The organism is Kitasatospora sp. NPDC096147 (genome assembly GCF_044763225.1).
Taxonomy (GTDB): domain Bacteria; phylum Actinomycetota; class Actinomycetes; order Streptomycetales; family Streptomycetaceae; genus Kitasatospora.
Genome location: NZ_JBIWFX010000011.1, coordinates 13059 through 36032 on the forward strand (window position 1 = coordinate 13059; position 22974 = coordinate 36032).

A 22974-nucleotide genomic window follows, 5' to 3' on the forward strand; every position below is an offset into this window, starting at 1 on the left:
TCGTGCTCTTCCTCACCATCGCGGTCGTCACGCTGCTGTTCACCGTCGGCAAGTCGGTGCTCCGCCGGCGGGCCGTCCGGCGGCAGGCCGAGGCCGGCCTGCGGCACGCGGCGCTGCTCGACCGACCGGCCGTCGCCGAGCAGTTCGGCCTGGTGCCGAACGGCGGGCTGGTGCTCGGCCACACCACCCTGGACGACTCGGCCCGGGCCGCCCTGGACGCCGCCGGGCACGGCGACTGGCGCCCGGCCGCCGGGTACGTCGAGGCGGCCGGCCGGGACTGGGACGAACGCTACGACCGGATCGAGCTGCTGGTCTCGCTGGCCGGGCGGGACGACGCCTGGCTGAACGCCTGGCGGCTGGAGCGGCCGGAGTCCTCGGACGCCGCCGCGATCCAGACCGCCGCGCTGGTGCACGCCGGCTGGCGGATCCGCGGCGGCGGCTACTCGAACACCGTGACCGACGAGATGGCGCAGGGCTTCCGGGCCAAGCTGGCCGAGGCCCGGGCCACCGGTGCCGAGGCCGTCCGGCTGGCCCCGGCCGACGACCCGAGCCCCTTCCTCTCCCAGCTGGCCCTGGCCCGCGGCCAGAACTGGACCAACGACGAGTTCCGCGCGCTCTGGGCCGAGGTCTTCGCCCGTGCCCCGCAGCACTGGGACGGCCACTGGCAGGCCATGCAGTACTGGTGCCGCAAGTGGCACGGCAGCCACGAGCTGATGCACGCCTTCGTGGACGGCGCGATCGCCGCCGCCCCGGCCGGCAGCCTGCTCACGCTGTACAGGCTGGACGCGTACACCGAGCAGTACGACGACGCCGCCACCCGCACCGGCCCCGAGCTGCGGGCCGCGGTGGACGCGCTGCTGGCCGACCTCGCGGTAGCCCGCCCCGACCACCCGAAGGCCGCCGCCGCCCGGGGCTGGGCGGTCCGCTTCCTGGTCGGCCAGGGCCGGTACCCGGAGGCGCTGGCCCAGCTCCGGGCGCTCGGCCCGGTCATCCCCCGGCCGTTCCTGGACGGGGAGGACGGCCCGGACGAGTTCGTGGCGCTGCGCGGCACGGTGGTCGCGGCGCTCGGCGGCGCCCGCTGACGGGACGTCACCCGTTCGCCGCCCGTGGGGCCCGCTCCGGAATGCCGGGGCGGGCCCCGCCGTTGTACCGGTCACCCCCCGATGTCGAACCCCGGGAGCAGGCCGTGCTGTTCAACCGTTCCAAGAGCGAGCTCGTCACCGCCGACCAGGCGCTGCCCGGCCGGGCCGAGCCGTCCTTCACCCCCACCGAGCCGCACACCGTCCTGGGCACCCCGCTCACCGGCCCGTACCCGGCGGGCCTGGAGGTCGCGGACTTCGCCCTCGGCTGCTTCTGGGGTGCCGAGCGCACCTTCTGGCGGCTGCCCGGCGTCTGGACCACCCTGGTCGGCTACCAGGGCGGCCACACCCCGAATCCCACCTACGAGGAGGTGTGCAGCGGCCTGACCGCCCACACCGAGGTGGTCCGGGTGGTGTACGACCCCGAGCTGATCTCCTACGAGACGCTGCTGAAGACCTTCTGGGAGTCCCACGACCCCACCCAGGGCTTCCGCCAGGGGAACGACCGGGGCACCCAGTACCGCTCCGCCGTCTACACCCACTCCCCCGCGCAGTTGGCCGCGGCCCTGGCGGGCAAGGACGCCTTCCAGCCCGCGCTGACCGCGATCGGCCTCGGCCCGATCACCACCGAGATCGCGCCGGCCGGCCCGTTCTACCCGGCCGAGACGTACCACCAGCAGTACCTCTCCGACGCCAAGAACCCGAACGGCTACTGCGGCCTCGGCGGCACCGGCGCGAGCTGCCCGATCGGCGTGGCCCGGGCCTGACCCCGGGACGACGGAGGCCCCGTCACTCCCCTCGGGGGGAGTGACGGGGCCTCCGTCCTGAGCGGGTGTCAGCCGGCCGCGATGAGGGCCTTCAGCTGGTCGTAGCCCATGCCCGCCTGGGCGAGCACCTTGATCTGCGCCTCGGGCACGCCGCCCAGCGCGGCGAGCTCCTTGACCTGGGCGTCGGTCAGGGTGGCGGCAGCCGCGCCGCCGCCGGTGCCGGTGCCCGCGCCGGTGGTCGAGCCCGGCTTGGTCGTGCCGCCCATCGCGGCGCCCATGACGGCGGCCATGGTGTCCTCGAAGTCCTTCTTGGTGAACGCGGTGGCACCCTCCGGGGCCTTCACCTCGGCGTCCTTGGCGAAGGCCACCTTGACCGGCAGGTGCACGTCGGCCGGGGCGTCCTTGGCGAACTGGGCCAGGTCGAAGGAGAGCGCGGAGAGCGCGCCGTCCTTGATGAAGACGTCGACGCCGACCTTCTTGTCCGGGAAGTCGGAGGGCACCGAGGACGGCAGGTCGTCGAAGCCGGGGATGTCCTTGGCCACCGGCTTGACGCTCTTCAGCAGGTCCTCGGCGAAGGCCTTCGCGGGAGCGGCCACGTAGATGTGGTCGGCGCCCTCGTGCTTGCCCTTGTCCTCGAAGCTGACGTTGCGGGAGATGACGTCCTTGACCGTGTTGACCAGGCCGGAGGCGACCTTCGGGTCGACCGACGGGGCCGGAGACGGGGTGGCACCCTTGGCGCCAGCCGCGGCGGTGGCCTCCTTCGCCAGCTCCTTGAAGGTCTTGGTGTCGACCGAGACCCACTTGCCGCCGACGGCGTCCTGGATCACCTTCGGGAAGACCGAGGTGGACTTCTTGAGGTCCTTGGTGTCCTCGCCGGCGATCTTGGCGATGCCGTCGACGTCGGCCTTCCCGTAGAAGGTGCCGTCCACGTAGCGCAGGTCGGCCAGGGCGGCGCCGTCCTTGCCGGTGATGCCGTAGGCGAAGTCGAACCCGAGGTCGTCCGGGATCGAGTTGATGTCGGTGGCCTGGCTGCCGTCCTTGAGGCCCGGCACGTCCTTCAGCGGCTTGTCGGCGGACATCGCGATCGAGAGCTTGATGCCGGCCATCAGCTCGGCCGCGTCCTTCTCGATCTGGTCGCTCTTGTCCTTGGTCACCGCCTTGTCGAAGGCGATGATCTGGTCGGCGGTCGCGTCGAAGCCGAGCTCGGCCTTGAAGCTCTTGGCCTCGTACAGCTTGCCGAAGGCACCGGAGACCTTGTCGGCGGCGGACAGCTGCTTGACGGTGCCGCAGGCGACCAGGCCGCCGGCCAGCACGACGGAACAGGCGGTGGCAGCGACGGTCACGCGGACCGTACGGCGCAGGGTGGTGTTGATGGGACGTCTCCCCCGTGAAAGGTGCCCGGACTGCTCACCGGGCCGCTGTGCTTCGACTTGGCTACATCGCCCAGGCAAGCAGCTTTCACCGGCCGGGGCATCCCCTTTTCCGCGCTCGTGGCGGAACGGGGACGTACCCCATAACTTATCCGGGTCTTATGACGATCCGTTGACCGGGTCAGACCGCGCTGCCCGCCTTCCAGGCGCTCCAGTCCATGTTCCAGCCGTTCAGACCGTTCGACGGAGTCACCGTCTTGTCACCGGAGTTGACCACCTCGACCACGTCGCCGACCATCGAACTCGCGTAGAACCTGGCCCCGTTCGTCCCCGGATCGCCACCGCCCTTGACGTCCCGCAGGGCGATGCAGCCGTGGCTGGTGTTGGCGTTGCCGAATTGTGATGCCGGGGACCAGTAGTTGCCGTGGATGAAGGTCCCCGAGGTGGTCAGCCGCTGGGCGTGCGGGACGTCCGGGATGTTGTACTCGTCGCCCAGGCCGACGGTCTGCGAGTCCATCTTGGTCTGCCGGTACTGCTCGGAGATGACCAGCTTGCCGGCCCAGGTCCGGTGCTCCGGCGAGCCGCCGATGACGGGGTAGGTGGCGGTCACCTGGCCGTCGGTGGTCACCGTGAGGGTGTCCTTGGCCAGGTCGGCGACGCTGACCTGGCTGCGGCCGATGGTGAAGGTGACGTCCTTGGACTGGGTGCCGTAGACGCCCTTGGCGCCCTGCACGTCCTTCAGCCGCAGCTTCAGGGTGACCTTGGTGCCCTTGGCCCAGTACTGCTCGGGGCGGAAGTCCAGCCGGGTGCTGGAGTACCAGTGCCCGACCACCTCGACGCCCGGGTCGGCGGTCACCGTGATCGCCTGCTGAACGGCCTTGCGGTCGGTGACCGGCTTGTTGAAGTTGATCGAGACCGGCATGCCGACGCCGACGGTGGCGCCGTTCTCCGGGGTGAAGTAGCCGACGAAGGTGTTGGCCGGCGAGGCGGTGGCGAACTCGGCGTTGGCGTCCGCCTCCAGCTTCCCGGCGTCCAGCGCGACCGCCGCCAGGGCGTACTTGGTGCCGCTGGCCAGCGGCTCGGTCGAGGTCCAGCTCGCCCCGTCGGCGGCGAGCTGCCCGGGTATCTCCTTGCCGCCCTCGGCGGTGAGCTTCACCGAGCTCAGCTTCCCGTCCAGCACGGTGACCTTGACCGGCTCGGTGAACGGGGCGTCGGTGACGCCGTCCGCCGGGACGACGGTGATCTTCGCGACCGAGGTCTTCGGCGAACTGCCGCCGCCCGTCCCCCCGCTGCCCGCGCCGCCACCGGCGGCACTGCCGCCGGACGGCTTGTCGTCGTTGCAGGCCGCCAGCAGCAGGACCGGTGCGCCCAGCATTCCGGCCAGCACACCGCGCCTGCTCCAGCGCGGGTTCTCGGTCTGCTTCACGGCGGTTCTCCCTGCTCTTCACCAACGGGCGTTACGTACCAAATCAACGCGATCCGGGCGGAAGCGGTTCCATCACCAAACGGTTGAGATCGTACGAGAGTACTGAAGATGCCGCCAGAACGGACAAATCGCCCGTCCGGGGCTCCGGACGGGCGATTCGAGGAGGGCTTACTGGTCCGCGTACTCGGTCCAGGTCTCCTGGTCCTCGTCGTACTCGGTCCGGGCCGACTCCCAGGTGGCCGAGGTCAGCTCGACGCCGGGGACGCCGGCCAGCAGCGCCACCGGGTCGATGAAGTGCGCGAGCGAACCGGACGGGTCCAGCTCGATCGCCTCCACGGACTGGCCGCGCTCCTCGTCGTCCAGGTACTCGTCGGCCTCCACCTGGGCCAGGGCGGCGCCCTTGAGGGCCTGCTCGTCGGTGATCTCGGCGACGATCTCGATGCTGAGGCGTACGTATCGGGGGGCGTCCTGCTCGGGCAGGTCAGTGGTGGTCATGGGGGCGAGCCTAGGCGAGCCGGGGCCGGGCCGGGAAACGGGTGCGGCCGGCCCCCTCGGAAGGGGACCGGCCACACCGTCCGCGCGTGCTCCCCCACCCGGGAGCGGCGCGGACGCGCCTTGCGGCGCGGTGGGTGCCGCAGGGGCCACCGCACCCTGCTCCGGCCTGGGCCGGGCAGGGGCGGGACGACGGCAGCCCCCACGGGCGGGACACGGAGGGCCGGGTCAGGGCCGACCGACGTGTCCGTGGTGACCTCGGGGCGGGGAGCCGCTCCCGCGTCCGCTGTCACCTGCTTCGGCGTCTCGCCGTTGACCACTACAGTGCCCGAGCCGTGTTAACCGCGTGATGCGCGCAGGTGACGCCGGTGTACCACTTCGTGCGAGGAGCGATCCGTCAGCCGCCGCGCCGGGCGGGGCGGCTGACGGAGGGTCAGCGGTGCGGTCAGTGGCCGGCCCGGCTGGCCAGGTAGGCGAGCAGGTCCTGACTGGTCACGATGCCCTGCGGCTTGCCCTCCACCAGCACCACCGCGGCGTCAGACTTCTCCAGCACGGTCATCAGGCTGGTGACCGTCTCGCCCGAGCCGACCACCGGCATCGGCTTGGACATCACGCTCTCCAGCGTGTCGGTGAGCGCGATCCGCTGGGCGAACAGGCCCTCCAGCAGGTCCCGCTCGGCCACCGAGCCGATCACCTCACCGGCCATGATGTCCGGGTGCCCGGCCCCCGGGGAGACCACCGGCATCTGCGAGACGCCGAAGTCGCGCAGCACCCGGACCGCCTCGGCGACGGTCTCGTTGGGGTGCATGTGGACGAACTGCGGGATGCCCTCGTGCTCCAGGGCGTCCTTGCGGGCCAGCACCTCGCCGATGTGCGCCTCGTCGGTCTCCGAGGGCAGGAAGCCGTAGTCGGCCATCCAGTCGTCGTTGAAGATCTTCGACAGGTAGCCCCGGCCGCCGTCCGGCAGCAGCACCACGACCACGTCGTCCGGGCCGAGCCGCTTGGCCACCTCCAGCGCCGCCACCACGGCCATCCCGCAGGAGCCGCCGACCAGCAGGCCCTCCTCCTTGGCCAGGCGGCGGGTCATCCGGAACGAGTCCTTGTCCGACACCGGGACGATCTCGTCCGCCACCGTGCGGTCGTAGGCGGTCGGCCAGAAGTCCTCGCCGACGCCCTCGACCAGGTACGGCCGGCCGGTGCCGCCGGAGTAGACCGAGCCCTCCGGGTCGGCGCCGATCACCTGTACGGCGCCCTTCGAGGCGTCCTTCAGATAGCGGCCGGTGCCGGAGATGGTGCCGCCGGTGCCGACGCCCGCGACGAAGTGGGTGATCTTCCCCTCGGTCTGCTCCCAGAGCTCGGGGCCGGTCGAGTGGTAGTGCGACGCCGGGTTGTCCGGGTTGGAGTACTGGTCCGGCTTCCAGGCGTTCGGGGTCTCCCGGACCAGGCGGTCGGAGACGTTGTAGTACGAGTCCGGGTGCTCGGGCGCGACGGCGGTCGGGCAGACCACCACCTCGGCGCCGTACGCCCGGAGGGTGTTGATCTTGTCGGTGGAGACCTTGTCCGGGCAGACGAAGATGCACTTGTAGCCCTTCTGCTGGGCCACGATCGCCAGGCCGACGCCGGTGTTGCCGGAGGTCGGCTCGACGATGGTCCCGCCGGGCTTGAGGGCGCCGGAGGCCTCGGCGGCCTCGATCATGCGCATCGCGATCCGGTCCTTCACCGACCCGCCGGGGTTGAAGTACTCCACCTTCGCCAGCACCGTGGCGGAGATCCCCTCGGTGACCTTGTTGAGCTTCACCAGCGGCGTGCCGCCGACCAGGTCGATGATCGAATTGTGGTACCGCACGGGGTCCTCCGGTCTGGGCGGGGCGATGTCTGTGAGCACCTCAAAGCCTAGGGCGTCTCAAGGGATGGACGGACACTCCCGGGACGGCGAACCGCCCGGGCGGAGCCTGCGGGCCGTTCGCCTCCCCGACAACCGCCGAGGCCGCCTGCCACGGCCGGAGCCGACCGACGCCATGCCGCTCCGGGGCCGACCGCCCGGACTCGCACCGCCCACCCACCCCGCCCGCCGTACCGCCCGGCACGACGCTGCCCGGCCCGCAGTACGACGCGGCAGGAGCCGGCGCCCCGACCGAGGACAGGCCACCGCCCGGCCCACCGCCCGCGCCCCATCGGCTCGCCTGCCCGCCCGCGCAGCGCCGTGCACGCTGCCCGGCCCGCAGCGCGGCACGGCAGCAGCCGGTGTCCCGCCCGAGGACCGCCGGGCCGGCCGCAGGCCACCGCCCGGCCCACCGCCCGCGCGGCGCGCGACGCGCAGCGCGCGGCACCTGACGTTCTCTCCCCGGATGGCGGAGGGTACCCGGTAGCCCCGGCCGTCGTTGGGTACCCAGAAGGGGACAGAAGGTACCCGCCCCGGTGATCGGGGCCCGGCGGAGGAAGGGGGTGCGGGGTTGACGAGGGAGTCGCGGGCCCGGGCGGCCCGGAGGATCGCCACCGCCGCCGCGTACGGCGGCGGCGGGCTCGGGCTGCTCGGTGCGGGGTTCGTCGGACTGCTGGTCACCGAGAGCCGGCTGGCGGTCCGCGCGGTCGGACTATTGGAGGGCGATCCGCCGCGCGCGGACGGGGTGTACGGGGCCGCCTTCGCCGATCCGGCCGGTGAGCAGGAGCCGCTGGTGCTGGGCTTCCTGGGGGATTCGACGGCGGCCGGGCTGGGCGTGCGGCGGGGCCACGAGACCCCGGGCGCGCTGCTCTCGGCCGGGCTCGCCTCGGTGGCCGAGCGGCGGGTCCGGCTGGTGAACGTGGCCCGCTCGGGTGGTCGCTCGGCGGACCTGGCCGAGCAGGTGACGCAGGTGCTGCCGCGCCGCCCGGAGCTGGCCGTGATCATCGTCGGCGCCAACGACGTCACCAAGCGCACGCCGCCCGCCCTGGCGGTCCGTCAGCTCGGCGACGCGGTCCGGGCGCTGCGCGAGGCCGGCTGCCAGGTGGTGGTCGGCACCTGCCCGGACCTCGGCACCATCAAGCCGGTCCGTCCGCCGCTGCGCTGGGTGGCCCGCCGGATGAGCCGGGAGCTGGCCGCCGCGCAGACCATCGCGGTGGTCGAGCAGGGCGGTCGCACCGTCTCGCTGGGCTCGCTGCTGGGCCCGGAGTTCGCGGCCCGGCCGGAGATGTTCGCCGCCGACCGCTACCACCCCTCGGCCCAGGGGTACGCGACCGCCGCGATGGCCCTGCTGCCCTCGCTCTGCGCCGCGCTGGACCTCTGGCCGGACGAGCGGGAGCCGGTGGCGCCCGGGGCCGAGCAGGTGCTGCCGGTGGCCGTCGCGGCGGCTGCGGCGGCCGGCCGTTCGGGTACCGAGGTGACCGCCGACGAGCGGATCGGCGACTTCGGCCGGCGCTGGGCCCAGGTGAAGCTGCGGCTGCGCTTCGGCCTGCCGGACCCGGCCGACTCGACCCCCGAGCCGGCGTCGGCCAACTCACACGCGGGGACGGGTGACGGCTGAGCTACCAAGCGGTAACTTTCTCCCGGGCCGACCGCTGCCGCCGCCCTCGCGCGGCCGTGCGCGCACGCCCCCGCCAGCCCGGACACCCAGCGAGGAGCCCACCATGCCCGAAGCCGTCATCGTCAGCGCCGCCCGTTCGCCGATCGGCCGGGCCTTCAAGGGCTCGCTGAAGGACATCCGCCCGGACGACCTGACCGCGCAGATCATCGGTGCCGCGCTGGCCAAGGTGCCCGAGCTGGACCCGCGCCTGATCGACGACCTGATGCTCGGCTGCGGCCTGCCCGGCGGCGAGCAGGGCCACAACCTGGCCCGGATCATCGCCGTCCAGATGGGCATGGACTACCTGCCCGGCGCGACCATCACCCGGTACTGCTCCTCCTCGCTCCAGACCACCCGGATGGCACTGCACGCGATCAAGGCCGGCGAGGGCGACGTCTTCATCTCCGCAGGCGTGGAGACCGTCTCGCGCAGCGTCAACGGCACCTCGGACGGCATGCCCGGCACCACCAACCCGCTGTTCGCCGACGCGGTGGCCCGCACCGCCGACCGGGCCGCCAAGGGCGGCGGCGAGTGGCACGACCCGCGCGAGGACGGCCTGCTGCCGGACGCCTACATCGCGATGGGCCAGACCGCCGAGAACCTGGCCGCGCTCAAGGGGATCACCCGGGCCGAGCAGGACGAGTTCGGCGTCCGCTCGCAGAACCTGGCCGAGGCCGCCATCGCCTCGGGCTTCTGGCAGCGCGAGATCACCCCGGTCACCCTGCCCGACGGCACCGTGGTCTCGGCCGACGACGGCCCGCGCGCCGGGGTCACCCTGGAGGCCGTCTCCGGCCTGAAGCCGGTCTTCCGCCCGGACGGCACCGTCACGGCCGGCAACTGCTGCCCGCTGAACGACGGCGCGGCGGCCCTGGTGATCATGTCCGACACCAAGGCCCGCGAGCTCGGCCTCACCCCGCTGGCCCGGGTGGTCTCCACCGGCATCAGCGGCCTCTCCCCCGAGATCATGGGCTACGGCCCGGTCGAGGCCAGCCGCCAGGCGCTCAAGCGGGCCGGGCTGACCATCGACGACATCGACCTGGTCGAGATCAACGAGGCCTTCGCCGCCCAGGTGATCCCGTCCTACCGGGACCTGGGCATCCCGCTGGAGAAGCTGAACGTCAACGGCGGCGCGATCGCCGTCGGCCACCCCTTCGGCATGACCGGCGCCCGGCTGACCACCACCCTGATCAACTCCCTGCAGTGGCACGACAAGCAGTTCGGCCTGGAGACCATGTGCGTCGGCGGCGGCCAGGGCATGGCGATGGTCATCGAGCGCCTGAGCTGAACCCCCATACTCCGGCCACCCGTTCGGAGTGACATGGAGTAACTGAGGGCCGGATCACACCCGAAGGGCGATCCGGCCCTCGGCGCACCCCCCGGGAGGGCGTTTCGTCGACGCCCCGGAATCGTTCAACTCCGCAGCGTAGAGCGGTACTCCCTAACAATTTGAGGACAAGGGCAGAAGTCACAGACAAATCGGACATCTGCCACTGCAGCATCAGCCGCCCATGCGGCACTGTGGAGACGTAACCCCGTTCCGCTCCTCCCTAGGAGTACGTTCCGTGAGCGTCGTGTACACCACCCTGCTGCTGGTCCTGATCGCCCTCTCCGTCGCCCTGCTCGTCCAGGGCCGCCGCCTCGCCCGCCGCCTCGCCGAGCAGAGCGCCGCGGCCGCCGCCGCAAGTGCCGCCGCCCCGGCGGCGGTTGACGAGACCGTGATACGCCGGGCGGTGCACGAGGCGCTGGCCGCCGACCGCGAGCGGGAGATCGCCGAGGCCCGGGCGTTCTGGGCCGAGCAGGAGGCCAGGGCGGCCGAGGACGCCCCGATCTTCGACTCCCCGTTCACCAGTGCCCAGGAGGAGTGGCCGCTGTTCTTCCCGCGTCCGACCGGGCCGCAGGACGCTCCCGACCACGGCACCATGGACCCGGAGTTCGGCGAGGCGCTGCGCAGCGCCCTGGAGGACCTGATCCAGGAGGACGGCGGCACCGGCACCGCCCGTCCGGCCGGCGTCCACCCCTCGGGCGTCCACCCCTCGGGGGCCCACCCGGTGGAGAGCGCCGGTGAGATCCGGGCCCGCCGCGAGGCGGACCTGCTGGCCACCGGCCTGGAGGCCGGCCTGCTGGACGCCGACGCCGCGCTGGACACCGACCCGGCCGCCGACACCGAGCCGGTGACCGCCCCGGACCCGCGCCGGCACCCCTCGCACCCGGACTTCGTGCCCAGCCAGACCCCGTCCCGCGAGTGGACCGACACCCGGCTGGCCACCCTGGCCGACGAGGGCGTCGCGCTGACCGACGTCCGCCCGGGCCCGCTGGGCACCCTGGACGTCTACGCCTTCGCCGACGGCACCACGCTCTGCGTCGCCCCCGGCGACCGGGAGGCCGCCTACCGGCTGATCGACGCCGTCCGGGCCGGTGAGGACGTCCGGCTGCTCGGTGGCTCGCGGTTCTCCGGCTCGTACTCGCTGACCTTCTCCACCGACGAGGAGGCCGTCTACGTACTGGCCGACCGGGTGGTCGCCAGCATCTGATCCGCCCTCAGCAGGCCAACGGCCGGTCGAGTCATCGGGGTTACCGACTCGACCGGCCGTTGGCGTACCTGCGGGCGGGCCCGCCTGCCGGGTCAGGCGGTCAGTTCGTCCGCCGCCCGCACCGCGTCCAGCGCCTGGGCCAGCACCTCCGGCCCGGCCACCGCGGCCAGCTCCCGTCCGGCGACGGCCAGTTGGTCGCCCACCGCGAAGGCACCGGCGTCCGGGAACTCCCTCGGCGGCAGACCGGCCAGCTCCAGCGCCCGTCCGGCCGAGTCGGCGGCCAGCGCCAGCACCGCCGCCGCCCGGCTGGGGTAGCCGGTCACCGGGGCCAGCAGCCGGCTCTGCGGCATCGAACGGAATCGGTCGGCCAGCCGGTCCACGGCGGTCAGGAAGGTCTGTGCGTCAGCCATGCGGTCGAGCCTATGCGCTGCCGGGAACGGCGGAGGCCCGCCCCGGTCCAACCGGGGCGGGCCTCAAGCGGATTGACCGGAAATCAGTCGTCGCCGCGCAGGATGGCGATCAGGCGCAGCATCTCCAGGTAGATCCAGACCAGCGAGAGGGTGAGCCCGAAGGCGGCCCGCCAGGCCTCCTTCTCCGGGGCGCCGCCCTGGATGCCGGCCTCGATCTCGGCGAAGTCCAGCGAGAGGAAGAAGGCGCCGAGCGCGATGCCGACGATGCCGACCAGGATGCCCAGCGGGCCAGAGCGCAGGCCCATGTCGGCGCCGAACATCGAGGCCACCAGGTTCACCAGCATCAGCAGCACGAAGCCCATGGCGATCGCGATGCCGATCCGGGTGTAGCGCGGGGTGACCCGGATCCGGCCGGACTTGTAGGCGATCAGCATCGCCGCGAAGACCGCCGCGGTGCCGAGCACCGCCTGCACGACGATGCCGTCCCACATGGACTCGAAGGCGTGGCTGACGGCGCCGAGGAAGAAGCCCTCCAGGGCCGCGTACGCGATGATCAGCCCGGGGTTCACGCTCCGCTTGAAGCTGATCACCAGGCCGACCACCATGGCCGCCAGCGCGGCGCCGATGGCCGGGCCGAAGGAGGTGGCGGGCAGCGCGAACCAGGCCACCGCGCCGGAGACGACCAGCGTCAGCAGCGTGATCGCGGTCCGGGCGACCACGTCGTCCATGGTCATCCGGCCGGTCTGCAGCGGACCGGCCGAGGGGGCCTGGTACATCTGGACCAGCTGCTCGTCGGTCACCTGACCGGCCTGCGGCTGGGCGTAGGGGTTGTTGCCGTACGGGTTGCCGCCGTACGGGCTGCCGGCCTGCGGCGCTCCGGTCTGGGGCTGCTGGGCCGTGTGGAATCCCGCGTATCCGGTGTCGCGGGTGAAGGACCCCTCCCGCGAGAAGACCGGGTTGCTGCTTCTCATTGTCATTCCCTCCGGGGCGGCGTGGTGCCACCCGCACCACACCAGGGTAATGCCTTGGCAAAGGAATGAGCCTCAGCCGCGAGGATGATCTCGCGCACGCGCACCGGCAGGTGCGCGGGGTCGTGTTGGTGCCCGGGGCCGGACTCGAACCGGCACGGCCTACGGCCAAGCAGTTTTAAGCTGCCCGTGTCTGCGTTCCACCACCCGGGCGGGACCTTCCGCCCCTCGTACGGGCTTCCCCCCTGAGACTAGTCGCCCAGAGCACCCTTGCGCACACTCTCAGCCAGCCAATTTGTCATGTTTCCTTGCCATCTGACGAATCGTCTGGAAATCGGACACGCTCCGTCGCGATCCGGCCACCTCTGCTCACTCGGGGTCGACGTCATACCGCAGGAGGAGGCGGGGCCTCCCCTCGTACGCCCAGCGGCGGTGGGCCCGACCGTCCCGGCGGGGGACGGATTCCATGATCATCGAATGGATGATGGTCTGGTGTCGGGCCCCGTGCCCGGCCGCCCCCGACCCACCTCACGTCCGCAAGGAGTCCCCCGTGATCACCAAGCCCGCGTACGCCGCCCACACCGGCCAGGCGGCTGCCCGTGCCACCGGCCTCAACAAGGTCTACGGCGACGGCGAGACCCGGGTGGTCGCGCTGGACAACGTCAGCGTGGCGTTCCCGCAGGGCCAGTTCACCGCCATCATGGGCCCCTCGGGCTCCGGCAAGTCCACCCTCATGCACTGCATGGCGGGCCTGGACACGGTGAGCTCCGGCTCCTCCACCATCGGGGACACCGAGCTGGTCGGCCTCAAGGACAAGCAGCTCACCAAGCTGCGCCGGGACAAGATCGGCTTCATCTTCCAGGCGTTCAACCTGCTGCCGACCCTGACCGCGCTGGAGAACATCACGCTGCCGATGGACATCGCCGGCCGCAAGGTGGACCAGCCCTGGCTGGACCGCGTGGTCGAGACGGTCGGCCTCTCCGGCCGCCTCTCGCACCGCCCCAGCCAGCTCTCCGGCGGCCAGCAGCAGCGCGTCGCCTGCGCCCGCGCGCTGGCCAGCAAGCCGGACATCGTCTTCGCCGACGAGCCGACCGGGAACCTCGACTCCCGCTCCGGCGCCGAGATCCTCTCCTTCCTGCGCAACTCGGTACGCGAGCTGGGCCAGACGGTCGTGATGGTCACCCACGACCCGGTCGCCGCCTCCTACGCGGACCGGGTGGTCTTCCTGGCCGACGGCCGGATCGTGGACGAGCTGCACGGCCCGACCGCCGACTCCGTGCTGGACCGGATGCGCCGCTTCGACGCCAAGGGCCGGACGAGCTGACGGCCTGACGCACCGTCACCGCCGACCGCCCGCCCGCACCCACTCCCCCAGGACGACATCCGATGTTCCGCACCGCACTGCGCAACGTGGCGGCCCACAAGGGCCGGCTGCTCATGACGGTCCTCGCCGTCATGCTCGGCACGGCCTTCGTGGCCGGCACCATGGTCTTCTCCGACACCTTCGACAAGGCCCTGAAGAACAGCTTCTCCAAGAGCTACACCGACATCTCGGTCCAGGTCACCGACTACTCGGCCGGTGCGACCGCACTGCCCACCGAGAAGAAGAGCCCCGAGCTGACCAAGGCCACCGTCGACCAGCTCGCCGCCCTTCCCGGCGCGGCGAAGGCCCGCGGCGTGGCGGACGGCTTCGCCGCCGTGGCCGACAAGAAGGGCAAGCTGATCGGCGACGCCGGGTCCGCCAAGGGCGCCAACTGGGCGCCGGAGGCGAACGGCCAGGACCCGCGCTACCCGATGGCCGAGGGCCAGGGCCCGAAGAAGGCCGGCGAGGTCGCGCTGGACCGGGGCACCGCCGACAAGGGCGGGTACAAGGTCGGCGACACCGTCCGGGTCGCGGGGAACGGCCCGGCCCGGGACCTGAAGCTGTCCGGCGTCTTCACCACCGACGACCCGAACGTCGAGGCGGGCACCACGCTCGCGCTGTTCGACACCGCCTCCGCGCAGGACCTGCTGGTCTCGCCCGGCCGCTTCTCCGGCATCGACCTCCAGGCCAAGCCGGGCACCTCGCAGACCGCGCTGCAGGACGCGGTGGTCGCCCAGCTGCCCAAGGACGCGCACTTCACCGTACAGACCGGTGACCAGCTGACGGCCTCGCAGGCCAAGGCGATCGACTCCGGCACCAAGTTCATGAAGACCCTGCTGCTGGTCTTCGCCGGCATCTCGCTCTTCGTCGGCATCTTCCTCATCGCCAACACCTTCTCCATGCTGGTGGCCCAGCGCACCAAGGAGCTCGCCCTGCTGCGCGCCATCGGTGCGGCCCGCGGCCAGATCACCCGCTCGGTGCTGGTCGAGGCGCTGCTGATCGGCCTGACCGCCTCGATCGCCGGTCTGCTGACCGGCATCGGGATCGGCGCCGCGATGCAGGCCCTGCTCAAGGCCTTCGCCGAGGGCCTGCCGTCCGGCCCGCTGGTGGTCGCCCCGGCGACCGTGATCACCGCCCTGGTGGTCGGTGTGCTGGTCACCGTGGTCTCCGCGCTCTTCCCGGCCCTGCGGGCCTCCCGGGTCGCCCCGGTGGCCGCGATGTCCAGCGGTGACAACCCGGCCTCGCAGAAGAGCCTGATCGTCCGGAACGTGATCGGCTCGGTGATCACCGCCGGCGGCATCGCGATGATCCTCGGCGGCGCCTCCAAGGGCGGCGAGACCGGCCGGTTCGTGATCGGCGGCGGCGCCCCGATCACCATGATCGGCATCTTCGTCCTGCTGCCGCTGCTCTCCCGCCCGGTGATCGCGGTGACCGGCCCGGTGCTGGCCAAGCTGGCCGGCACCCCGGGCAAGCTGGCCCGGCGCAACGCGGTGCGCAATCCGCGCCGCACCGCCAGCACCGCCGCCGCCCTCACCATCGGCCTCACCCTGGTGTCCGCCATGACGGTGCTCGGCACCTCGGTCGGCAACGCGGTGGACCGGATCGTCACCAAGGGCGTGGTGGCCGACTACAACGTCACCTCCGCCAACGGGATCAACCTGGCCCCGGAGCTGGCCGACAAGATCGCCAAGGCCCCCGGGGTGACCGCCTCCAGCCCCCTGTACAAGGGCTACTGGGACCTGCCCGGCCGGGGTGGCGAGGTCACCGGGGTGAACGTCCAGGCCCTGCCCAAGCTGCTCTCGCTGACCCTGGACGCCGGCTCCGCCGACGCCCTGACCAAGGGTCAGGTGCTGATCGCCTCGGACGTGGCCAAGGAGAACCGCCTGACCGTCGGCTCGACCGTGAAGGCCGGCTACGGGGACACCGCCGGCGGCACCGTCACGGTCGGCGGCGTCTACCAGCGGATCGACCTGCTCGGCGACGCCGTGGTGGCCGACACCGTGTTGGCCAAGTACTCGCCCGAGGCCGACTTCAGCAAGGTCCTGGTGCGCGGCACCGACGGCGCGACCGGTGCGCTGGCCCAGTCCCTGCGGGACGCCACCGGGAACAACCCGGTGATCGAGACCAAGACCCAGCAGGACATGCGGGACGAGTTCAGCTCGGTCATCTCCATCATCCTGAAGCTGATGTACGGCCTGCTGGCGATGTCGGTGCTGGTCGCCGTCCTCGGTGTGGTGAACACGCTGGCGATGTCGGTCTTCGAGCGCAAGCGCGAGATCGGCATGCTGCGGGCGATCGGCCTGGACCGCAGCGGCGTCAAGCGGATGGTCCGGCTGGAGTCGGTGGTGATCTCGCTGTTCGGCGCCACCATCGGGGTGCTGCTCGGGGTCTTCCTGGCCTGGGCGGTCAACTCCACCCTGGACGCGGTCATCCCCGGCCTGGTCACCGAGCCGCCCTACGGCCAGCTGGCGCTCTTCCTGCTGACGGCCGGCCTGGTCGGCCTGGTGGCCGCCCTGTGGCCCGCCCGGAAGGCTTCCAAGCTGGACATCCTGACCAGCATCAAGACCGACTGACGCCCCCTCGGGAGCACGCGGAAGGCCCCCGCCGGGATCCGGCGGGGGCCTTCTGCGGTACCAACTGCTGTACTCCGCCCGGTTCACGTGACCGGCTGAGCACCACGGAGGTCGTGGTCCGGCGACGTTGCCGGGCGGAGAGCCTCCGACTCATACCCCGGGGGCGGTGAACTCCCGGGGCCAGTCGCTCACTTGCTGGCCAGCTCCTTCGCGGGCGCAGCGGCGGGGGCCGGGACGGCCGCCTTCGGCGCGGGGCCGGTGGCCTCCTGGAACGCCTCGAACGGCTTCTCCATCTGGGCCAGGCCGACGGTCTCGCGCTTGAGGAACATCGCCAGCGTCCAGTCGGTGAAGACCCGGATCTTGCGGTTCATGGTCGGGACCATCGCGCCGTGGTAGCCGCGGTGGAACCACCAGGCCAGCCGGCCCTTGAGCTTGACCTTGCCGAACAGGATGGCCACGCCCTTGTGCAGGCCGAGGCCGGCCACCGCACCGAGGTTCTTGTGCTTGTACTCGGCCTGCGGGAAGCCGCGCATGCCGGAGATCACGTTGTCGCCGAGGACGGCGGCCTGCCGGACGGCGTGCTGCGCGTTCGGCGGGCACCAGGCGCCCTCGCCGGCGGCGAGGTCGGGCACCTGGGCGTTGTCGCCGGCGGCCCAGACGTAGTCGAAGCCGGTGACCTGGAGGGTCGGCGCGGCGTCCACGTGGCCGCGCGGGCCGAGCGGGAGGCCGAACTGCGACAGCACCGGGTTCGGCTTGACGCCGGCCGTCCACACGATGGTGGAGGCGTCCATCTCCATGCCGTTCTTCAGCACCACGTGCTGGTCGACGCAGGAGTCCATCGAGGTCTCGATGTAGACCTCGATGTTCCGCTCCTCGAGCTTCTCCTTGGTCCACAGACCGAGGTCCGGGCCCATCTCGGGGAGGATGCGGTTGGCGGCCTCGACGACGATGAAGCGCATGTCGTCGCGGCTGACGGTCCGGTAGATCTTGGCGGCGTCGCGCGCCATGTCCTCGATCTCGGCGATGGTCTCGATGCCGGCGAAGCCGCCGCCGATGACCACGAAGGTGAGCGCCTTGCGGCGGATCGCCTCGTCCGTGGTGGACTCGGCCCGGTCCAGCTGGGCCATCACGTGGTTGCGGAGGCTGATGGCCTCCTCGACGGTCTTCATGCCGATGCCGTGCTCGGCCAGGCCGGGGATCGGGAAGGTGCGGGAGACCGAGCCGGTGGCGACGACCAGGTAGTCGAAGGGCAGCTCGTAGGAGTCGCCCGCTGCGGGCTGGATGGTGGCGACCTTGCGGGCGTGGTCCACACCGGTGACCGCACCGGTGAGCACCTCCGCCTTCTTGAGGGCGCTGCGCAGCGGCGCGACGAGGTTGCGAGGCGCGACGTTGCCGCCGGCCGCCTCGGGAAGGAAGGGCAGGTACGTCATGTACGACCGCGGGTCGACGACCGTGACGGTCGCTTCGCCGTAGCGCATCTTCTTGAGAATGCGCATCGCGGCATACAGGCCGACGTAACCACCGCCGACGATCAGGATGCGAGGACGCTCCGTGGTGCTCATATCCGAAAGTATCCACCCCCGTTCGGGGGCACCTTCGTGAGGCCCGTCACAAGCCTCTGGACACCACCTGCTACACTGCGCGGCCACACCCGGAGGGCGATGGTGTCACCTCGCCCCGCCCCGGTGCCGTTCCCGATCCGCCCGGCCGGCGCCCCCGGTGGACCCCGTCGCTGAGCAGCAACGATCCCGGTCAGGTCCCGGTTCCCCGGCCGTTGTTTCGATTCCATTACCCAGCTCGACGCCTGCCTTCGAACCATCGAACGAGTCCCGCCGGGGGCCTTCGGTCCCGCATATCGGACAGACCGGACTGCTGAGTGCGACGAAAGGCTGGTTCGCCATGTGAAGAAATTCACGAAGGTTCTTGCGACACCCGGTGCAGCGGGCGGCCCCGGGTGCCATCCAGGCACTCCGGGGCCGCTCGCGGAGGTGTCCGACGGGGCGTCAGGAGACCAGGCTCCAGGCCACGCCGTCCAGGATGTCGTGCTCGCTGACCACCAGTTCGGCGGCCCCGGTGCGCTCCATGATCTCCAGCAGCACCAGGGCGCCGGCCCCGATCACGTCCACCCGGCCCGGGTGCATGACCGGGATCGCGGCCCGCTCGGCGTGCTCCATCTCCAGCAGCCGGTGGGCGGTCTCCCGCACCTGGCGGACCGTCAGCCGGGCGTGGTGGATCCGGGCCGAGTCGTACTCCGGCAGCCCCAGCGCGATGCCCGCCACCGTGGTCACGGTGCCGGCCAGGCCGACCAGGGTGGCCGCCGCGGTCAGCGGCACCGCCTCGGCGGCCCGGTCCAGCGCGGCGTCCACGTCGGCCCGGGCCAGCGCGATCTGCTCGGCGGTCGGCACCCCGCCGCCACCGCCGAAGTGCCGCTCGGTCAGCCGGACGCAGCCGATGTCCACCGAGCGGGCCGCCTCGACCCCGGTGGTGCCCAGCACGAACTCGGTGGAGCCGCCGCCCAGGTCGAAGACCAGGTACGGGCCGGGGAACTGACCGCCGGTCAGCTCCTTGGTGGCACCGGTGAAGGAGAGCCGGGCCTCCTCGTCGCCGCTCACCACGGTCGGCTCGACGCCCAGGATCTCCTTGACCCCGGCCACGTACTCGGCGCTGTTCTCGGCGTCCCGGGAGGCGCTGGTGGCCACGAACCGCAGCCGGTCCGGGCCGACCCCGTGCTCGGCCAGCACCGCGGCGTACTCGCGGCAGGCGGCGAAGGTGCGCTCCAGCGCCTCGGGGGCGAGGCGGCCGGTGCGGTCCACGCCCTGGCCCAGCCGGTTGATCACCATCCGGCGGTCCAGGTCGGTGATCTCCCCGGTCTCCGGGTCCAGGTCGGCGACCAGCAGCCGGATGGAGTTGGTGCCGCAGTCGATCGCGCCGACCCTGGTGACGCTCACGCGGACTCCCCCTGCTCCGCCCCGGCGGCCTGCTCGGCGGCCTTCTTCGCGGCCCGCTCGGCGGTCAGCTGCTCCTTGGCCGCGATCACGGCCGCGTGGTCGTGGGCCTTGGCACGGTTCTTCAGCACCCGCGCACCGGCCGCCTCGACCTCCTCCGGGGAGACGCACGGGCCCTTGGCCCACCAGTCCTCCAGCATCCCGATCGCCTCGTCGCCGAGCGGGTTGACGCCCTCGCCGGCCGCCAGCGAGTGGCCGACCAGCACGTGCAGGCACTTCACCCGGTCCGGCATGCCGCCGGCGCTCGGGAAGCCCTCCAGCACCTCGATGGCGTCCCGGCGGGCGATGTAGTCCTCGTGCGCCGCCCGGTACGCCGCCGCCAGCTCCGGATCCCCGGCGAGGCGGGCGGTCTGATCCTTCATCACGCCGTCGGCCTCCAGGGTGCCGATCAGCGAGGCGGCCTTGGGGCAGGTCAGGTAGTACAGCGTCGGGAACGGCGTGCCGTCGGGCAGCCGGGGCGCGGTCTCCACCACGTCCGGGTTGCCGCACGGACAGCGGTGGGCGACGCCGCGCAGGCCGCGCGGCACCCGGCCGAGCTGGGCCGCGATGGCGGCGACGTCCTGGTCGTCGACCGGGGGGGCGTCGGTGGCGGGGGTGTCAGTCATGGATCGCTGCTGCCTCTGGGGTGGACTGCGTCTAGCGCGGGACGGGGGTGGTGTCGGCCTGGTCGACCGAGTCCCAGACGCTGGCGTACCAGGGCTGGGCGGCCTTGGCCTGCGGGGCTGACGCACCGTCGGCCGAGGAGGGCGTGGTGGCCGGCGGGGCCGGGTCCACCGAGATGAACGGGGTCTCGCCGGGCATCGCGTAGTGCAGCCGCTCACGGGCCTGCGCCTTCACGAACTCCGGGTCCTGCCAGCGCGCCTTCTCCCGGCTGAGCTTCTCCACCTGGGCCTTGGCGTGCTCGGCCTTGGCCCGCTGGGCGTTGATCTCCGAGCGCTGCGCGATGTACTGCCGGGTGGGGTAGGCGAGGATCGCCACCAGCGAGCAGAGGACCAGCACCAGCACGGTGGCGCGGCTGGTGAAGCGCGGTCGCGCCGCCAAGCCCGGAATCTTCCACATCGCCGGTACCCCTCCTCCAACACGCCGGTGCCCCGGCCCACCACCCTACGGGGTGGGAGCCGGGGCACCGGTCACAGCTGGCCGAGTGTCAGCCCTCGGGGCGGTCAGCCCTCGTGCTTGAACCGCGGGAACGCGCCGCGGCCCGCGTACTCGGCGGCGTCGTCGAGGATCTCCTCGATGCGCAGCAGCTGGTTGTACTTGGCGACGCGCTCGGAGCGGGCCGGGGCACCGGTCTTGATCTGGCCGCAGTTGGTGGCGACGGCCAGGTCGGCGATGGTGACGTCCTCGGTCTCGCCGGAGCGGTGCGACATCATGCAGCGGTAGCCGTTGCGCTGGGCCAGCTCGACGGCGTCCAGGGTCTCGGTCAGCGAACCGATCTGGTTGACCTTCACCAGCAGCGCGTTGGCGGTGCCGGTCTCGATGCCACGGGCCAGCCGCGAGGGGTTGGTGACGAACAGGTCGTCGCCGACGATCTGGACCTTGTCGCCCAGCTCGACGGTCATGGCCTTCCAGCCGTCCCAGTCGGACTCGTCCAGCGGGTCCTCGATGGAGACCAGCGGGTACGCGGCGACCAGCTCGGCGTAGTACGCGACCAGCTCGGCCGAGGACAGCGACTTGCCCTCGAACTGGTAGGCGCCGTCCTTGTAGAACTCGGAGGCGGCCACGTCGAGCGCCAGCGCGACGTCCTTGCCCGGGGTGTAGCCGGCCTTCTTGATGGCCTCGGTGATCAGGTCCAGGGCCTCGCGGTTGGAGTCCAGGTTCGGCGCGAAGCCGCCCTCGTCGCCCAGGCCGGTGGAGAGGCCGCGCTCCTTCAGCACGCCCTTGAGCGTGTGGTAGACCTCGACGCCCCAGCGGACGGCCTCGGAGAAGGACTCCGCGCCGATCGGGGCGATCATGAACTCCTGGATGTCGACGTTGGAGTCGGCGTGCGACCCGCCGTTCAGGATGTTCATCATCGGGACGGGCAGCACGTGCGCGTTCGGACCGCCGAGGTAGCGGAACAGCGGCAGGTCGCTGGCCTCGGAGGCGGCGTGCGCCACGGCGAGCGAGACGCCGAGGATGGCGTTGGCGCCGAGCGAGGACTTGTCCGGGGTGGCGTCCAGGTCGAGCATGGCCTGGTCGATCAGACGCTGCTCGGTCGCGTCGTAGCCGACGAGCTCCGGGCCGATCTGCTCGATGACGGCCAGCACGGCCTTCTCGACGCCCTTGCCGAAGTAGCGGTTCTTGTCACCGTCGCGGAGCTCAAGCGCCTCGAAGGCGCCGGTCGAGGCACCGGACGGGACGGCGGCACGGCCGGTGCTGCCGTCGTCCAGGCCGACCTCGACCTCGACCGTGGGGTTGCCACGGGAGTCGAGGATCTCGCGGGCTACGACGACATCGATGGACGGCACGAGGCATCTCCTTGCGGAAGCGGGGCTGTGTGGTCGATACGTCCAGAGCCTAACCGCACCCGGGCCCGGGACCACGCTGACCTTGGTCCTGTCTCACCTCGTGGCCTTGCTACCCACCGGTAGTTCACCCGGGGCACACCAGCGACGCGCCCGGAGGGGCCGCACCGGATCACGGTGCGGCCCCTCCGGCTGACGGAGCGTCGGATCAGCCCAGCTGGAGGACCTGGCCGGGGTAGATCAGGTCCGGGTTGCCGCCCACGACCGACTGGTTGGCCTGGTAGACCTGGTGCCAGTCCTGGCCCTTGGCGGCGGCGATGCCCGAGAGGGTGTCGCCGGCCTGGACGGTGTAGTTGCCGGCGGCCGGGGTCTTCGGCGCGGCGTGCTTCGGGGCGTTCACCGTCGGCGCGGCGGCCTTCGGGGTCTCGACCTTCGGCGCGGCCTGCTGCTGCGGCGCGGCCTTCGGGGCCTCGGCCTTCGGCGCGGTGGTCTTCGGCGCGGCGGCCTTCGGGGTCTCGACCTTCGGCGCGGCCTTGGGGGCCTCGGTCTTCGGCGCGGCCGGGCGGCTCTCCGAACGGGACGCCTTGGTCTCGGACTTGGTGTCCACCTGGGCGGGGGCGCCGCCCTTGGTCAGACCGGCCTTCACCGAGCAGACCGGCCAGGCGCCGGGGCCCTGGGAGGCGAGCACCTTCTCGGCGATCTCGATCTGCTGGCCCTTGGTGGCCTGGTTGGCCTGCGCGGCGTACGCCTTGCCGCCGAAGCCGGCCCAGGTGCTGGAGGTGAACTGCAGCCCGCCGTAGAAGCCGTTGCCGGTGTTGATCGACCAGTTGCCGCCGCTCTCGCACTGCGCGACCTTGTCCCAGGTGGAGACCGGGGCGGCCGAGGCGCCGGTGGCGGCCATCAGCGGCAGGGCGATGCCGACGCCGGCGACGCCCACGACGGCGACGGCCTTCTCGGCCTGGGTACGACGACGGTGACGGCCCGAACCAGTGAACAGCATGAAG

18 protein-coding genes, 1 tRNA gene and 1 pseudogene are annotated in these 22974 nt (G+C 72.0%); 7 read left to right on the plus strand and 13 right to left on the minus strand.

The window, feature by feature from the left end; all coding sequences use genetic code 11:
- The first annotated feature begins 2 nt into the window (after positions 1–2).
- Both ACIRBX_RS28315 and msrA read left to right on the plus strand, forming a co-directional pair.
- The gene (locus ACIRBX_RS28315; RefSeq protein WP_402300841.1) at positions 3–1082 is read left to right on the plus strand and encodes a hypothetical protein; all 1080 of its coding nucleotides are present in this window, start codon (positions 3–5) and stop codon (positions 1080–1082) included.
- Between the two features lie 104 nt (positions 1083–1186).
- On the plus strand, positions 1187–1846 hold the full coding sequence (gene msrA, locus ACIRBX_RS28320) for a peptide-methionine (S)-S-oxide reductase MsrA (protein WP_402300843.1): 660 nt from the start codon (positions 1187–1189) through the stop codon (positions 1844–1846).
- A 68-nt stretch (positions 1847–1914) separates the two neighbouring features.
- Here the strand turns inward: msrA and ACIRBX_RS28325 are convergent, their stop codons facing one another.
- The 4 genes from ACIRBX_RS28325 to ACIRBX_RS28340 form a co-directional block, all read right to left on the minus strand.
- Positions 1915–3189 carry a hypothetical protein gene (locus tag ACIRBX_RS28325; protein WP_402300845.1) on the minus strand — a complete coding sequence of 425 codons (1275 nt, stop codon included), beginning with the start codon at positions 3187–3189 and terminating at the stop codon, positions 1915–1917.
- A 208-nt stretch (positions 3190–3397) separates the two neighbouring features.
- Positions 3398–4591 (minus strand): Ig-like domain-containing protein, encoded by a 1194-nt coding sequence (locus tag ACIRBX_RS28330; protein WP_402301226.1) that lies wholly within the window; start codon positions 4589–4591, stop codon positions 3398–3400.
- A gap of 219 nt (positions 4592–4810) precedes the next feature.
- Entirely contained in the window at positions 4811–5137 is a 327-nt protein-coding gene (locus ACIRBX_RS28335) for a hypothetical protein (RefSeq protein WP_402300847.1), read from the minus strand.
- A 442-nt stretch (positions 5138–5579) separates the two neighbouring features.
- Entirely contained in the window at positions 5580–6980 is a 1401-nt protein-coding gene (locus tag ACIRBX_RS28340; protein ID WP_402300849.1) for a cystathionine beta-synthase, read from the minus strand.
- 607 nt (positions 6981–7587) lie between these two features.
- Between ACIRBX_RS28340 and ACIRBX_RS28345 the strand changes: the two genes are divergently transcribed.
- The 3 genes from ACIRBX_RS28345 to ACIRBX_RS28355 all read left to right on the plus strand — a co-directional run bounded on the left by ACIRBX_RS28345 (position 7588) and on the right by ACIRBX_RS28355 (position 11204).
- On the plus strand, positions 7588–8634 hold the full coding sequence (locus ACIRBX_RS28345; protein ID WP_402300851.1) for an SGNH/GDSL hydrolase family protein: 1047 nt from the start codon (positions 7588–7590) through the stop codon (positions 8632–8634).
- 103 nt (positions 8635–8737) lie between these two features.
- On the plus strand, positions 8738–9958 hold the full coding sequence (locus ACIRBX_RS28350; RefSeq protein WP_402300853.1) for an acetyl-CoA C-acetyltransferase: 1221 nt from the start codon (positions 8738–8740) through the stop codon (positions 9956–9958).
- 277 nt (positions 9959–10235) lie between these two features.
- The gene (locus ACIRBX_RS28355) at positions 10236–11204 is read left to right on the plus strand and encodes a hypothetical protein (RefSeq protein WP_402300855.1); all 969 of its coding nucleotides are present in this window, start codon (positions 10236–10238) and stop codon (positions 11202–11204) included.
- A gap of 92 nt (positions 11205–11296) precedes the next feature.
- On the opposite strand, the gene ACIRBX_RS28360 is transcribed toward ACIRBX_RS28355, so the two are convergent.
- From ACIRBX_RS28360 to ACIRBX_RS28370, 3 genes are all read right to left on the minus strand, one after another.
- On the minus strand, positions 11297–11614 hold the full coding sequence (locus ACIRBX_RS28360) for a hypothetical protein (RefSeq protein ID WP_402300857.1): 318 nt from the start codon (positions 11612–11614) through the stop codon (positions 11297–11299).
- An 83-nt stretch (positions 11615–11697) separates the two neighbouring features.
- Positions 11698–12585, minus strand: coding sequence for a Bax inhibitor-1/YccA family protein (locus ACIRBX_RS28365; protein WP_402300859.1), 888 nt, complete (start codon positions 12583–12585; stop codon positions 11698–11700).
- A gap of 126 nt (positions 12586–12711) precedes the next feature.
- Positions 12712–12795: transfer RNA gene (locus ACIRBX_RS28370), tRNA-Leu, on the minus strand.
- 340 nt (positions 12796–13135) lie between these two features.
- On the opposite strand from ACIRBX_RS28370, the gene ACIRBX_RS28375 reads away from it, so the two are divergent.
- Together ACIRBX_RS28375 and ACIRBX_RS28380 are read left to right on the plus strand one after the other, a co-directional pair.
- On the plus strand, positions 13136–13906 hold the full coding sequence (locus ACIRBX_RS28375; protein WP_402301229.1) for an ABC transporter ATP-binding protein: 771 nt from the start codon (positions 13136–13138) through the stop codon (positions 13904–13906).
- 62 nt (positions 13907–13968) lie between these two features.
- A complete protein-coding gene (locus ACIRBX_RS28380) occupies positions 13969–16518 on the plus strand; it encodes an ABC transporter permease (RefSeq protein ID WP_402300860.1) in 2550 nt (849 codons plus the stop codon).
- 188 nt (positions 16519–16706) lie between these two features.
- Here ACIRBX_RS28380 and ACIRBX_RS28385 read toward each other — a convergent pair whose 3' ends face one another.
- From ACIRBX_RS28385 to ACIRBX_RS28410, 6 genes and pseudogenes are all read right to left on the minus strand, one after another.
- Complete coding sequence (locus tag ACIRBX_RS28385; RefSeq protein ID WP_402300863.1) at positions 16707–18080, minus strand: NAD(P)/FAD-dependent oxidoreductase; 1374 nt, start codon at positions 18078–18080, stop codon at positions 16707–16709.
- Positions 18081–18521: 441 nt separating this feature from the next.
- Positions 18522–19466 carry an exopolyphosphatase gene (locus ACIRBX_RS28390; RefSeq protein WP_402300864.1) on the minus strand — a complete coding sequence of 315 codons (945 nt, stop codon included), beginning with the start codon at positions 19464–19466 and terminating at the stop codon, positions 18522–18524.
- A 155-nt stretch (positions 19467–19621) separates the two neighbouring features.
- Positions 19622–20128: pseudogene (locus ACIRBX_RS28395) on the minus strand (DUF501 domain-containing protein); the annotation flags it as partial.
- A 31-nt stretch (positions 20129–20159) separates the two neighbouring features.
- A complete protein-coding gene (locus tag ACIRBX_RS28400) occupies positions 20160–20582 on the minus strand; it encodes a septum formation initiator family protein (protein WP_402300866.1) in 423 nt (140 codons plus the stop codon).
- 104 nt (positions 20583–20686) lie between these two features.
- Entirely contained in the window at positions 20687–21973 is a 1287-nt protein-coding gene (gene eno / locus ACIRBX_RS28405; RefSeq protein WP_402300869.1) for a phosphopyruvate hydratase, read from the minus strand.
- 205 nt (positions 21974–22178) lie between these two features.
- Positions 22179–22970 (minus strand): transglycosylase family protein, encoded by a 792-nt coding sequence (locus ACIRBX_RS28410; RefSeq protein ID WP_402300871.1) that lies wholly within the window; start codon positions 22968–22970, stop codon positions 22179–22181.
- Between the last annotated feature and the right edge of the window lie 4 nt (positions 22971–22974).

Excerpts from the sequence above, each read along its gene's own strand:
- ACIRBX_RS28330 (WP_402301226.1), bottom strand. The coding sequence starts at position 4,591 with ATGCTGGGCGCACCGGTCCTGCTGCTGGCGGCCTGCAACGACGACAAG.
- ACIRBX_RS28335 (WP_402300847.1), bottom strand. The coding sequence starts at position 5,137 with ATGACCACCACTGACCTGCCCGAGCAGGACGCCCCCCGATACGTACGC.
- ACIRBX_RS28350 (WP_402300853.1), top strand. The coding sequence starts at position 8,738 with ATGCCCGAAGCCGTCATCGTCAGCGCCGCCCGTTCGCCGATCGGCCGG.
- ACIRBX_RS28360 (WP_402300857.1), bottom strand. The coding sequence starts at position 11,614 with ATGGCTGACGCACAGACCTTCCTGACCGCCGTGGACCGGCTGGCCGAC.
- ACIRBX_RS28365 (WP_402300859.1), bottom strand. The coding sequence starts at position 12,585 with ATGAGAAGCAGCAACCCGGTCTTCTCGCGGGAGGGGTCCTTCACCCGC.
- ACIRBX_RS28380 (WP_402300860.1), top strand. The coding sequence starts at position 13,969 with ATGTTCCGCACCGCACTGCGCAACGTGGCGGCCCACAAGGGCCGGCTG.
- ACIRBX_RS28385 (WP_402300863.1), bottom strand. The coding sequence starts at position 18,080 with ATGAGCACCACGGAGCGTCCTCGCATCCTGATCGTCGGCGGTGGTTAC.
- ACIRBX_RS28400 (WP_402300866.1), bottom strand. The coding sequence starts at position 20,582 with ATGTGGAAGATTCCGGGCTTGGCGGCGCGACCGCGCTTCACCAGCCGC.
- ACIRBX_RS28410 (WP_402300871.1), bottom strand. The coding sequence starts at position 22,970 with ATGCTGTTCACTGGTTCGGGCCGTCACCGTCGTCGTACCCAGGCCGAG.